The organism is Ferrimonas sp. YIN67 (genome assembly GCF_057219095.1).
This window is the reverse complement of record NZ_JBXVVJ010000008.1, coordinates 156,374-168,555: the sequence shown is the minus strand read 5'-3', so window position 1 is coordinate 168,555 and position 12,182 is coordinate 156,374. Positions and strand designations below refer to the sequence as shown.

12 protein-coding genes are annotated in these 12,182 nt (G+C 60.5%); 7 read left to right on the top strand and 5 right to left on the bottom strand.

The annotated features are described in order from the left end of the window. Nucleotides 1–53 precede the first annotated feature (53 nt). The 3 genes from AC2D8U_RS16615 to AC2D8U_RS16605 are packed head-to-tail and all read right to left on the bottom strand — an operon-like array spanning nt 54 to nt 3,273. The gene (locus AC2D8U_RS16615; RefSeq protein WP_484620197.1) at nt 54–410 is read right to left on the bottom strand and encodes a VOC family protein; all 357 of its coding nucleotides are present in this window, start codon (nt 408–410) and stop codon (nt 54–56) included. A gap of 31 nt (nt 411–441) precedes the next feature. Then, the gene (locus tag AC2D8U_RS16610; RefSeq protein WP_484620196.1) at nt 442–1,278 is read right to left on the bottom strand and encodes a hypothetical protein; all 837 of its coding nucleotides are present in this window, start codon (nt 1,276–1,278) and stop codon (nt 442–444) included. Nucleotides 1,279–1,338: 60 nt separating this feature from the next. Beyond that, a complete protein-coding gene (locus tag AC2D8U_RS16605; RefSeq protein ID WP_484620195.1) occupies nt 1,339–3,273 on the bottom strand; it encodes a DNA topoisomerase III in 1,935 nt (644 codons plus the stop codon). Between the two features lie 177 nt (nt 3,274–3,450). Here AC2D8U_RS16605 and AC2D8U_RS16600 point away from each other — a divergent pair, with 177 nt between their 5' ends. Then, nucleotides 3,451–5,088, top strand: a complete 1,638-nt coding sequence (locus tag AC2D8U_RS16600; RefSeq protein WP_484620194.1) for an asparagine synthase-related protein — start codon at nt 3,451–3,453, stop codon at nt 5,086–5,088. Here the strand turns inward: AC2D8U_RS16600 and AC2D8U_RS16595 are convergent. After that, nucleotides 5,066–6,022, bottom strand: coding sequence for a ChaN family lipoprotein (locus AC2D8U_RS16595; RefSeq protein ID WP_484620193.1), 957 nt, complete (start codon nt 6,020–6,022; stop codon nt 5,066–5,068). The two genes, AC2D8U_RS16600 and AC2D8U_RS16595, sit on opposite strands and share 23 nt — an antisense overlap. Before the next feature lie 70 nt (nt 6,023–6,092). Between AC2D8U_RS16595 and AC2D8U_RS16590 the strand changes: the two genes are divergently transcribed. The 6 genes from AC2D8U_RS16590 to AC2D8U_RS16565 all read left to right on the top strand — a co-directional run bounded on the left by AC2D8U_RS16590 (nt 6,093) and on the right by AC2D8U_RS16565 (nt 11,200). Beyond that, on the top strand, nt 6,093–6,530 hold the full coding sequence (locus AC2D8U_RS16590) for a DUF4174 domain-containing protein (RefSeq protein WP_484620192.1): 438 nt from the start codon (nt 6,093–6,095) through the stop codon (nt 6,528–6,530). 94 nt (nt 6,531–6,624) lie between these two features. Further along, the gene (locus AC2D8U_RS16585; RefSeq protein ID WP_484620191.1) at nt 6,625–7,542 is read left to right on the top strand and encodes a LysR family transcriptional regulator; all 918 of its coding nucleotides are present in this window, start codon (nt 6,625–6,627) and stop codon (nt 7,540–7,542) included. A gap of 519 nt (nt 7,543–8,061) precedes the next feature. Next, a complete protein-coding gene (locus AC2D8U_RS16580; protein WP_484620190.1) occupies nt 8,062–8,469 on the top strand; it encodes a DUF350 domain-containing protein in 408 nt (135 codons plus the stop codon). A gap of 8 nt (nt 8,470–8,477) precedes the next feature. Beyond that, nucleotides 8,478–9,158, top strand: coding sequence for a DUF1190 domain-containing protein (locus tag AC2D8U_RS16575; RefSeq protein ID WP_484620189.1), 681 nt, complete (start codon nt 8,478–8,480; stop codon nt 9,156–9,158). Then, a complete protein-coding gene (locus AC2D8U_RS16570; RefSeq protein ID WP_484620188.1) occupies nt 9,159–10,325 on the top strand; it encodes a glutathionylspermidine synthase family protein in 1,167 nt (388 codons plus the stop codon). Nucleotides 10,326–10,546: 221 nt separating this feature from the next. After that, entirely contained in the window at nt 10,547–11,200 is a 654-nt protein-coding gene (locus tag AC2D8U_RS16565) for a vWA domain-containing protein (RefSeq protein WP_484620187.1), read from the top strand. Nucleotides 11,201–11,471: 271 nt separating this feature from the next. On the opposite strand, the gene AC2D8U_RS16560 is transcribed toward AC2D8U_RS16565, so the two are convergent. Then, complete coding sequence (locus AC2D8U_RS16560) at nt 11,472–12,113, bottom strand: DUF5671 domain-containing protein (RefSeq protein WP_484620186.1); 642 nt, start codon at nt 12,111–12,113, stop codon at nt 11,472–11,474. Between the last annotated feature and the right edge of the window lie 69 nt (nt 12,114–12,182).

Below are 12,182 nucleotides of genomic sequence, written 5' to 3'. Positions count from 1 at the left end.
AACCCCCAAGCCCTTCGGGCTTGGGGGTTTCCCTTCAACTCAGCGCGCCTGCATCAATGCGTTTCTGCCCAAACCGCCAACTCATTGCCCCCGGGCTCAACAAACTGGAAGCGACGTCCACCGGGAAAGGCGAAGATCGGCTTGATGATCTGCCCACCGTGGGCCAGAACACGCTGCTGCGCAGCCTCCAGATCCCTGCTGAACAACACCACCAGAGGCGCCCCCTGTTCGGATTGCGCCACCTGGCCGCTGGCATAGAGGCCACCGGCCACTCCGGCATGACTGAAGGCGCTGTAATCCGGTCCATAGTCGGTAAACTGCCAGCCAAATACCCGGCTGAAAAACGCCTTGCTGGCCGCCAGATCCCGGACCTGGAATTCAATGTAGTTAATGGGTTCCTGTACTGACATACCGTTCCTCTCCCTAAGGTAAGTTTCCCTGCTAAGCCAATGACAACCCCAGCGCACCCAGCGCCCGGGAAACACTCGCCCTGCCCGCTGCCTGCTCCGGGCTGAGCACCAGATAAAAACGCTCCTGTGCCTGATACCAGGCCAATCGCTCGACCAAGGCTTCATCGGGCTGCTCTTCCCCTATCTCGACAAACAGATCCCACTTAGGCAAGTAAAAATCCGCCACCAGCTCCCGGGCCAGGGGGACCTGGCAGGCAAAAGGGACGGCGGCGAGAAACAGGCTGTTGGCCAGCTGGAGCTGAGGCAGGGTACAGAGGTAATGACCACTCATGGCCCGGTACTTGGCGTCGAACCGCTGCTTAAAGGCCGCCACCGAATTGTGGGTCGAGCGGCTGTCGGCGTCATCGCCGCGATACTGGGCCAGCACGGCGCGCAGCGCCGGGTGACGCTCCAGCGAAGCCGGCCAGAGACTGTCCGGCAGGCCACTGGCAAAGGCCAGGTTTGCCATGCCGCCCACCGCCTGCCCGGCGGCGGTCACCCGCCAGCCCGCGCCAAGGGGGGAGAGCCAGCCCAACTGCTGCAACAGGCCACACAACTCGGCGGCGGTCAGGGAGAGTGCCTTGGCCAGCTGGCTTGGCGTCTGCAGCCCCTTGGGATCGGCCAGCTGCAGCCCTTCGGGCCAAACGATGTAGCGCCCAAACTTATCGCTATGGGCGTACTCTCCCCCGCTTTCCCGGCCCAGGGGCGTCAACAGCCACTGTCCGCCGCTGCGTAGCACCAGTCCGGCCTTAGCCAGCCGCTCAAACATCGGCTTGGCGGCAATATTGGCCTTTCGAGCCAGAGACGAGGTGGAGACATGTCGACTCATAAACACCTTCCTTTCGATTTTATCCCCAGATTACCAGTCACCTGCATCAAGCGGCAGCCTTTATTTGCGCTTGCTGTTGCTGCTCTGGCTAGCCCCCGACTTGCGCCGAAAGCGGCGCTTGGGTGAGGGCAGATTCGCCAGGGCAACGGGCGGTGGAGCCGTGCGCGCCTGCACCACCATCTGCTCTATCTGTTGATCCAGCGCTGCCATAAAGGGGCGGTAGCCGACCTTTTTCTCGGCCATATCCTGCAGTTGGCTCTCCCAACGCGCGGTCATATCCGGATAGGTCGCCGGCTCCGGCAGCGCCAGGATCAGCCCCTTACCCGCCTCCGTCGCCCGGATCTGCTTACCCTGACGGCTCAAAAAGCCACGCTTGAACAACAGCTCCAGGATCCCGGCCCGGGTCGCCTCGGTGCCCAGGCCGTCGGTCTCCCGCAGAATACCTTTCAATGCCGGATCCTGAACGAAGCGGGCGATCCCTGTCATCGCCTGCAGCAGGCTGGCCTCGGTAAACACCTTGGGCGGCTCGGTGAGCTTATCGAGGATCTCCCCCCGCTCACAGTGCAGCACCTCCCCTTGACTCAGGCGCGGCAGGCTTTGCTCCTCCTGGGTGTCCTCACCACGGAGCGCTTTGCCCCCCAGCAAGGTGCGCCAGCCTGGTGCCACCAATTGACGCCCCTTGGCCAGGAAGTGGCCCCCGGCGATCTCAAACTCCAGCCGGGCTTCGGCAAAACGGGCGGGGGGGTAAAACTGCATCAGATACTGGCGGGCGATCAGGCCATACACCTTGGCTTCATTGGCAGACAGTGAACGTCCTCCCGAGGCCTTGGGGGTGGGGATGATGGCGTGGTGCGCTCCTACCTTGGCATCGTTCCAGCAGCGGGATTTCAGGCTCAGATCCGCGCCCTCCACGGCACTAGCCAGCTCGCCATGGTTCGACCGGATCGCCCGACACACAGCGTCAGCTTCTTTCCAGTGATCCTTGGGCAGGTAGCGGCAGTCGGATCTGGGATAGGTGATCAGCTTATGCCCCTCATAGAGTTTCTGGGCACAGGCCAACACCTCCTTGGCCGACAATCCAAACCGTTTGGCGGCGTCGATCTGCAGGCTGGAGAGGGAGTAAGGCAGAGGCGCCGATTGGGGCTTCTCTTTAAACTCCGCTTCGGTCACTCGGGCATCCTGGCCTTGGATCCGCCCGGCCACGTGCTCCGCCAGCTTTCGGGACAGCAGGCGACCGGACTCATCCAGCCACTGGGCACAAGCCTCGCTGGGCTGCCAGCGCGCCCGGATGATCCCCTCGGGGTGGGCGATCAAGGCATCGAGCCGGTAATAGGGTTTGGGCACAAAGCCCTCAATCTCCTGGTCTCGCCGAACCACCAGGCCCAATACCGGCGTCTGTACCCGTCCAACGGACAACACCCCCTGGTAGCCGGCCTTGCGCCCCAGCAGAGTAAAAGCACGGGAGAGATTCATGCCATAGAGCCAATCGGCCCGGCTGCGGGCCAGGGCCGAGACGGACAGGGGCATAAATTCGCTGTTCTCCCTCAGCTGAGAGAGGGATCGCTGCACCGCCGCCGGGTTGAGATCGGCGATCAACAGACGCTTGATCCCCGCCCTGCGTGCCGAGCTGACGCCCAAGTGATCGATCACCTCATCCACCAGCAGCTGTCCCTCACGATCCGGATCCCCGGCATGCACCAGCGTCTTGGCCTGCTTGAGCAACTTGCGGATCACCGCCAGCTGCTTGCCCATGCCACGGCGGGCCTTGAGCTGCCACTGTGCCACCCGTAAAGGCAGATCTTCCATCCGCCACTGCTTGTACCTGGGATCGTAAGCCTCCGGCTCCACCTGCTCAAGCAGGTGACCCACGCACCAGGTGACGCAGTCGCCGTTTCCCAGCTCGATATAGCCTTCATGCTTGATATGGGGTTTGGGCAGCACGGCCGCAATGGCCCGGCCCAGGCTGGGTTTTTCGGCAATATAGAGACGATCCATGGCTTTCGAAAACGAGAAACGATGGCCACAGGGTAATCAAGCCGTAGAAAGGAGGCAACAAGAACTGTATATAAACACAGTGCAGGAGCGGTTTGTGCTCAATGCCCGATGTTGGCATCGATACTGCAGTCCCGCCCACTATACAGAGTGATCCAGCAGGGTTTTCGGGAGGCACGCATGAGCCAGGTTGTGGGTTTGATAGGTAACAGAGTACAAGATCCGGAATATAACGTTCATAAAAACAAACTGTTAGAAAGCCTAAGCGTGCCGAATCCCAAGATCTTCAGCCTCCGCTCTTGCTGGCTAGCCATCGCCCCAAGCGAAGCGTTATCCCCCGAGTGCTCCCTGCAATCCGCCACGCATATTGCAACCCTGTTGGGCCACCCCCTGCTCAGTGGCCACTACCAGCAGGATCTGGCCCGCCTGTGCCATGAGAAGGCCCCCGGCACGCTGTTGCAGCAGGCCCAGGGCGCTTTTACCCTGCTGCACTATGACAAGCAGGCGGGCACCTTGGGGATCTACCATGATCGCCTCGCCCTCAAACCCCTCTACTGGCTTGAGCAACCCGGTCTGATCGCCTTTGCCAGCCAGCAGCACAGCCTGAGCGCTCTCCCTGTCTCACTCACCACAGATCCCGTGGGTCTCAGCGCCCTGGCCACTCTGGGGTTCGCCCTGGGAGAGCGGACCCCCTACCGGGAGATCCGCTGCGCCCGACCCGGCGAGGCGCTGCAGTTGAGTGCCAGCGGGATCCGCCGTCATCGCTATCTGCACTGGCCCAAAGAGCAAGCCCCCGCCCCTCAGCAGACTCTGGTCGAACGGCTCGACAGCGCCTTTAGCCAGGCGGTTGATCTCAGCCTTGGGAGCGACAGTGAGAGCCTCACCACCCTGTCCGGCGGCCTGGACTCCCGAGTCATTTCGGCTGCGCTGCTGCGTCGTAAACAGAAGATCCGAGCCCTGAACTTCTCTCGCCCAGACAGCCAGGACAGCCTGTGTGCCCAGGGGTGGGCCGACAAGGTGGGCCTGGATCTGATCCGCATTCCCGTTACCGATACCCAGGGGATCACGGTCGAGCAGCGCCTGGGCCACAACCTGTCAGAGGCCGACCGGGGACGACGACGGATTGTCTGGTCCGGCAATGGCGGCAGCGTCTGCGCCGGGGGGGTCTACGTCGATCTCGGGGTGCAGCGGGCGATCACCACCGGCGATCCAGAAGCCGTGATCGATGCCTATATCGAGCAGCAACAGGCCTATCTACCGGCACGTCTGCTGCATAATGGGCAGCAACTGCAGGACGATCTCAAACAGGATCTGCTCAATGAGTTGCTGCGCCACCAGGACCGCCCCCTGGCACGGGCATTTCAGCTGTTTCTGTGGGAACAGGATCAGCATCGCCACCTGGCCGGGCCGTTTGAACAGTTCGCCGATTATCGCCTGGAGTTTCATCTGCCCTTTTACTCCGCCGCGCTGCAGGATGCGATCCTGGCAGCCCCGGCCGAAGCGGTAAACGGCCACCGGCTCTACATGGACTGGCTCGAGCTCTGCTATCCGGATACCCTGCTGACCCCCTGGCAAACCTATCCGGGCCACCTCCCCTGCCCCTTGCCGGCACCCGCCCTGCCCCAGTGGCAGTTTGCCGGCCGCCGCAGTCGGCGCCAGCGCCGAGATATGATCTGGCGCCACTGGCGCGGTCAACGTTCGAAGCAACTGCGCCCGGGCTCGGTGGCCCTGCTGTGTCTGGCCGATCTGCTGGGCGTGCGCAACGCCGGTCCCAGCCTTCAGGCTCTGCAGATCTTCAACCGTTATGGCGCACGCTGATCGCCTCGCAATAGCTGCCTTCACGACTGCGGGGCGTAAACCAGAGATAGCGGTAGGCATCAGCCCCCTCCGGCAGATACGCCTGCCAGCGGATGCGTGGTTCCTCGACCTCCAGCAGGGCAATGCTGAGGCTGCTTGCCCCCGAAGCCTTCAGATGAGCCGGCACCCCCTCCAAGGCGACGTGGAACCCGCCGGCCAGCAGCAGCCCCCCATCGGCCGCCTGGCTGGCCAGGGCGTGCGCCATGCTCGCATCCCTGGCCACCTGGATCTGCACCATGCGCGCCATCCGTGTTCTGGGCAGCTGACCGCAATGCTGCTGGTACATCAGCTCTCCCCAGGCGCCGCGCACCCTGGGCTCTACCTGTCGATAGGAGGCGTACCAGGGCGCGTCCGCAAAAGCGCTCTCCCCCTCGGCCATCGCCCCGGCCAGCTGCGTCGTGGTCAGGTTGCCCGCCACCAGACGCATCGACAAAGCCAGTGCCCGACGAACCTGCTCCTGGTAATCGTCCCAGGACCAGCCGCGTCTGGGCCAACCGACCCAATTGCGCAGCGTCTCATCATCCAGTTCAGCCACCGACCGTTCCAACGTGCCCATCACCTCATGATCCCCGGGAAGCATCTCCATCACCAACACCGGATGGCTTTCGGCCAGCGCCTCGATCGCGTCGGTCTCGATGCGGTGATGATCCGGGTTGTCGTGCTTCTCCCCAATCAACACGAATCGCTCCTTGGCAACCTCCTGCCACAGCTCTTCGGGTGACAGCATACGACCAGTACGGGTATCGATGATCTGCCCCACCAGGGGGTGATCCTGGCCATAGGGTGAGAGCCAGGTGCTCTGCGCCCTGACACCCATCGTCGTGAAAAAGCCAAGCCACAACACGATTCGACACGCCAAACCCAGTGCTGCCATCCCCCCAACCGCTGATCGCATCGCTCTCCTCCTGCGCCAGAACCGAGCCCGGTGACTGGGCTTAAGTGTAACCCTGACCTAAGATCTCCCCATGAAAACCCTCCTGCTCCTGCTGAGTCTCCTGCTGGTGTTAACCAGGGTGTTGGCCTACCCCTGGCTTGCTCACACGCACAGCCATCACAGTGTGCTCTACTACCAACCCCAGATGGATGAGGCCCTCGCGCACTTCATACTGCAGAGCACCTTGTTGGAGTGTCAGCTGAAAAGCCGTCAGATCCAGCTTCTGGTGCTCAACGCCGATGGCGTCGTCCATCCAAAGCAACGGCTCCCCTTCAACCAATTCGAGACACTGCTGCAACACTATGGGCTGGATCCCGCTTTGCCCGGTGGGGTGCTGATCGGCAAAGATGGTCAGATCGCCCTGCGCTGGCAGGCCCAAATCGATTGGCAGCATATCTTCTCGGCGATCGATGCCTCGCCACAGCGACAACATGAGCGCAAGCACAGACCCGATCCCTGCCTGATCTGATGCCTCTCCCTAAACGAACTTGCCAGACCGAGATCAACGCCCCATACTCCGGACCCTTGGTTATCGTTTAACTACACCTTGATAATGAGTGGTTATGGTTAATCTGCATTGGCTGCGCACCTTCTGCACCCTGGTGGAAACGGGCCACTTTACCCGTACGGCAGAGAAACTGGCGATGACTCAACCCGGGGTCAGCCAACAGATCCGCAAACTGGAAGCACACTATGGCCAGCCCCTGCTGCTGCGCGAAGGCAAGAAGTTCCACCTCACCGAAGCGGGACAGCTGGTGTATCAACAGGCCGGGGACACCCTGTCCCGACTCAGTCAACTGGAGCGGGAGCTGTCACAGGACGATCCCCACTCTGGGCTGTGCCGGCTGGCCAGTCCCGGCAGCCTGGGACTCAAGATCTACCCCTTACTGCTGGAGCGCCAATGCCGCCATCCGGATCTGGTGATCGATTACCGTATCGCCCCCAACGACGCCATCGAGCGGGATCTGGCCCAGCGACAACTCGATCTGGCACTCATGACCCGTCCATCGGAACTCCCTGAGCTGCACAGCGTGGCCATCGCCTCCGAGGCCCTGCAACTGATCACCCCCAACACCTCGACCGAAATAGATTGGCAGCAACTGATGCGGATGGGCTACATCGGCCACCCGGATGGTGCTCACCATGCCCGCCTGTTGCTGGGGGCCAACTTCACCCAATTTGAACAGCTCGACCAACTCCCCCTGAGAGGCTTTTGCAATAACATCGGCATGATCCTGGAGCCGGTCAGCCGGGGACTGGGGTTCACCATCCTACCGGCCCATGCCGTCGCGGCCTTTGCCAAACAGGACACCCTGACCGTCCATCGCCTGCCCCACCCGGTCGAGGAAACCATCTATCGGGTACAACGCCGCCATCAGGCTCAACCTCAACGCCTCCAACGGCTGCAACGGCTGATCGAAGACACCCTGGTCCCCTCGACACCCGACCAGGCTGGCGCCGAGGGGCAGTACAGAGGGTGACAAGCCCCCAAGGACGAACTTTACCTTGCCGTTTAAGCCGGGCTGTGCCTAAGATAACTTTCGGATTTACAAGGAAAGGAGCCCTTTATGGCCAATCGTAAGAGCAGCAACAAGCGCATCCGTCAGATCATTGCAGATCTGGAAAAAAACAAGGCCAAAGCCGTGCCGGCCAGCGAAGAGAAGTCCAAAGCCGCATAGGCTTCCTGACGACCACTCCAGGGGGCTAGCAGCCCCTTTGTTGTTTCCCCATTGCATCCATATCCTCGTACTACCAGCCCAGGCTCACACCATCTGTGCGCCGGCGATGACCCAGTCTCATCCCCCGCCTCACGGTTGCCAAAGCCAACGCCGGCCAAGCTGCAGCCTCACCAGGTTTGCAACGGCGCAGCGACAAGGTTAATAAAGTTTGAAATTTCCGCGATTTAGTTCGAGCTGCCTTGTCATTTTCAGCGCTATCGGCGATAACTGCTGTTTACCTCGATGATCCGCTCTGATGAGCGCAGCCAATAAGGGAATACCATGACCGAGTCTTTCGAAGGCCTGTTCGCGTTTCTGACCTACTTCGGCACAGGCCTGGGCCTGATGGTGCTATTCAAGTACCTCTATGCCCTGCTGACCCCGTTCGATGAGTGGCAGCTGGTTAAAAAAGACGGCAACAGCGCGGCGGCCATCAGCATCGGCGGTGCCCTGCTGGGCTTCACCCTGGCCCTGTCGGCCGCCGCCAGCAACTCCGTTGCCTACGTCGACTTTCTGATCTGGGCCGGTGTCGCCATGGCTGCCCAGCTGCTCACCTTCACCCTGGTGCGCTTTGTGGTGTTGCCCACCATTGTCGACAAGATCAAGAACAATCAGATCGCCGGTGCCGTGGTCTTGGCCAGCATCAACATCAGTGTCGGCCTGTTCAACGCCGCCTGCATGACCTACTAGGAGCCCCCATGAAACGCAGCAGTAACGTTCGCCGCGCCCGCTTCCGCAAAGCGGTCCCCACCGCCACCACGGTGGCGCTGTCCGTCTCCCTGATCCTCAGTGGCTGCGCCCCGGCCCCCAAGCAGGAGGAGGCCCAGATCTACCGCAATGCCGCGGAGTGCAAGGCGGTCTACCCGGACCAGCCCGCCCTGTGTGATCAGGTGTTTGGCTCCGCCCAAATGGATCACCTGGCCACCGCGCCGCGCTTCGACGGGCTGGCCCAGTGTGAAGCCGACTTCGGGGTTGGCAACTGTGAGGCCGCTCCGGAAAACCCGATCGCTGGTACCTCGCAGCCGGGCCAGGAGCCGAACCAAGCCCAGTCCTCAGCCGGAGGAGGCTGGTTCATGCCGATGATGATGGGCTACATGATGGGCAACCTGATGGGGGGCCGAGCACCGCGCCAGGCACCAGTTTACAGCTCCTCCGCGCCCAACTCCCCCATCAAGGATAAACTGGTCACCGGCAAGGGAGATGTGGTGGGTAACCGGGGCGATCGTACCGTGCGTACCAGTCCATCCGCCTTCCAAAAGCCCTCGGCGCCGACTCGAGTCACCCGTACCGGCGGCTTTGGCACCATGGCGGCACAAAAGGCCAGTGCCAGCCGATCCGCCACCGGCTCACGTTCCACCAGCCGCAGCTTCGGGGGCTAAATGCAGCGTCATTTGATCACCCCCCGAGCACACTGGAAGGCCCAGGCGGAAGAGTACGGCTTTAACTTCCATACCCTGTACGGCGAGCCCTACTGGGACGAAAGCCGCTACTACGCCTTTACCCTGGATCAGATCGAAAACGACATTGAGGCCCCCACCGAAGAGTTGCACCAGATGTGCCTCGATGTAGTGGAGGAAGTGGTCAACAATGAGAACCTGTTGCGCCGTTTCGCCATCCCGGAGGAGCACTGGGATCTCGTCGCCTCCTCCTGGCGCCTGAAGGAGCCCAGCCTCTATGGCCGGATGGATCTGGCCTACGACGGTAAAGGACCAGCCAAGTTTCTGGAATACAACGCCGACACCCCCACCTCCCTGTACGAGTCCGCCTTCTTCCAGTGGCTCTGGCTGGAGGATCGCCTCAAGGATGGCACCCTGCAACCGGGCTCGGATCAATTCAACGCCATCCAGGAAGCCCTGATCAACCGCTTCGCCGAGCTTAAGCAGCAGTGGCCACCCGTGCCCCTGCACTTTGCGTCCTGCGAAGAGAGCGTCGAGGATCGGGGCACGGTGCAGTACCTGGAAGATTGCGCCGCCGAGGCTGGCCTGACGACCCACTACACCGCCATCGAGCAGATGGGCCTGGGCAAGATGGACCAGTTCGTCGACGCCAGCGGCAACGACATTCGCGCCTGCTTCAAGCTCTACCCCTGGGAGTTTATGCTGCGCGAAGAGTTTGCCCAGTATGTGCAAAAGGCCAATGTTCGCTGGCTGGAGCCGGCCTGGAAGTCGATCCTCTCCAACAAGGCGATCCTCCCGGTACTCTGGCACAACCACAAGGGCCACCCCAACCTGCTGCCCGCCTACTTCCCGGACTTTCTAGACACCTGCACCGAGTCCAAGCTGGTGAAGAAGCCCATCTACTCCCGGGAAGGGGCCAATATCGAGATCATCGAAAATGGCAAGGTGGTGGAAAGCTCCGGCGGCGAGTACGGCGAAGAGGGGGTGATCTATCAGGGTTACACCCAGTTACCCAAGTTTGGCGACGACCACGCCCTGATCGGCTCCTGGATCGTCGGCGACCACGCCGCAGGCATGTCGGTGCGCGAAGATCACAGTCGCATCACCCAAGATCTCTCCCGCTTTGTGCCGCACATCATCCTGCCCTGAAGCCAGTGATGCTCTGAAGAGGCCACCCAAGCGGGTGGCCTTTTTATTCTCGCGATGATCCCTTTAGGACAGCTCTGTAAACAACACCTGATGACTGACGCCAGCAAAAGCCCTCCTTGCAAAAGGACACCTTGCTTCCTACCTTTATTTGCCGACTGAGAAAATCCTGACTCAGGTTGGCGTCCTCACTCTCATACCAAACTCAACAAGGAATTATTTCCATGGACGGAAAACCAAAAGTCGATATTTTTTTTCTGGTCGATGCGACCGGCAGCATGAGCAATTGCATTGCGAATGTAAAAAATAATATTGTGCAAACCTATGAGCAAACCGCTCAATGTGCCAAGTGTGATCTCCAGATTGGACTCGGCTATTATCGTGATATCGATGTCGAGAACAGCTACGACGAGTATGGGATCCTTCAAGGGATCACCGCAGACAAAACCCAGTTAACTGCCGCCCTGCAAAATTTAACCGTCTTCGGCGGAGGCGACGCGGCCGAATCCCAAGTCTATGCCCTGACTCAGCTCAGTGCCGATAGCGGCCTGATCAAGTGGCGACGGGGAGCAAACAGGATCGTCGCCTGGATGGGAGATATCTATGGCCACCCGGAACAGAAACTGAACAACGTCACTTATACCGTCGACAATGCCAATGAGAGTTTGTACTTGGCGAACATCTCCGTCTTGGCCTTTAGCATGGCTCCCACCAACCAGTTAAATGAAAGGGCCAGTTTACCTGGGGGTAAAAAAGCGGTGGCGGCATGGCAGATCACCGATGAAAATAACGGCAGCGTCACCCTGGACGTCGATCAGGATGATGCCGTCAGCGTTATTTTTAACTATATCAAACAGAATGTTCCAGGTTTTTCCTAACACTCACAAATGGAGCTCTGCCAGGGTTAACTGTTAAGTCAGCCTTGGCGTTGTTGCTCCCTTCGAAATAACTGCAATGCAAACATTACCGCTCGGTGTTACTCAGTCCAATGCCTGACAGGGCGCGCCCCCCGACTCAGGGTCAACACTCCTCGCCAGCGCAGCTCAACCCGTTTGGGCAGGACGTTCCGATCCGCGCTCCTATCGGACATCCCCTAAACAGCCGGTACTCCACGGACGACACGCCCATCAGCCACCGCGTATTGCCGATTCATCGATTAAGCGCCGCTTCATCACTGCGCATCAGCCAGAAGTAGTAGCCGAAGATGGCGCCGGCAAGTCCACCGACCACAAGGGATTTGAGCACAAAACGGACCGTCAGATCGCCCGACAGCCATCCGTTCAGCAGGCCGATCAGATCGCCGACAATCACGCAGACTGCGAGGGTCAGGGTGAGATAGGTCAGCCACTTGCGCACAGAGGAAAGCCGTCGAGAAGCATCGGTTTGCAGCTGCCGGGCAATGCGGATGGCGACATAGAGAAAGAGAGGAAATGCCACCACCAGTGCAGACACGGACCCGCGAATATTTCGCGCAATTGGATCTCCGTAGCGGACTGCCACAGGATCGGGAAAGGCCATATGGATAAACTGGAACAGCAGCTTGCCCAAATTCCACACGCTGAGATAGAGCATGCCGAACATCACAAGGTACAAGAACGCATCACGGGCCAAGAGTTGGGCTCTGGGCCGCGGCACAGGTATTGAAAATTCGATCGGTGCATAGGCCGCCAGGGCGGCCGCCACTTGCTCTTTCGACCAACCCGCCTCCAGCAGGACACGCTCCGTCTCCTCTCTGGAGGCCCCGCCTCGCAATGCGGCCTGTACGAAGGTCAATAGCGTCGCATCAGCCATATCAACCTCTGCCTGTTGAGAATCGTGCTAAGGAGAGCCCCGACGCACAGTGCAGTGCCCCCCTCGATC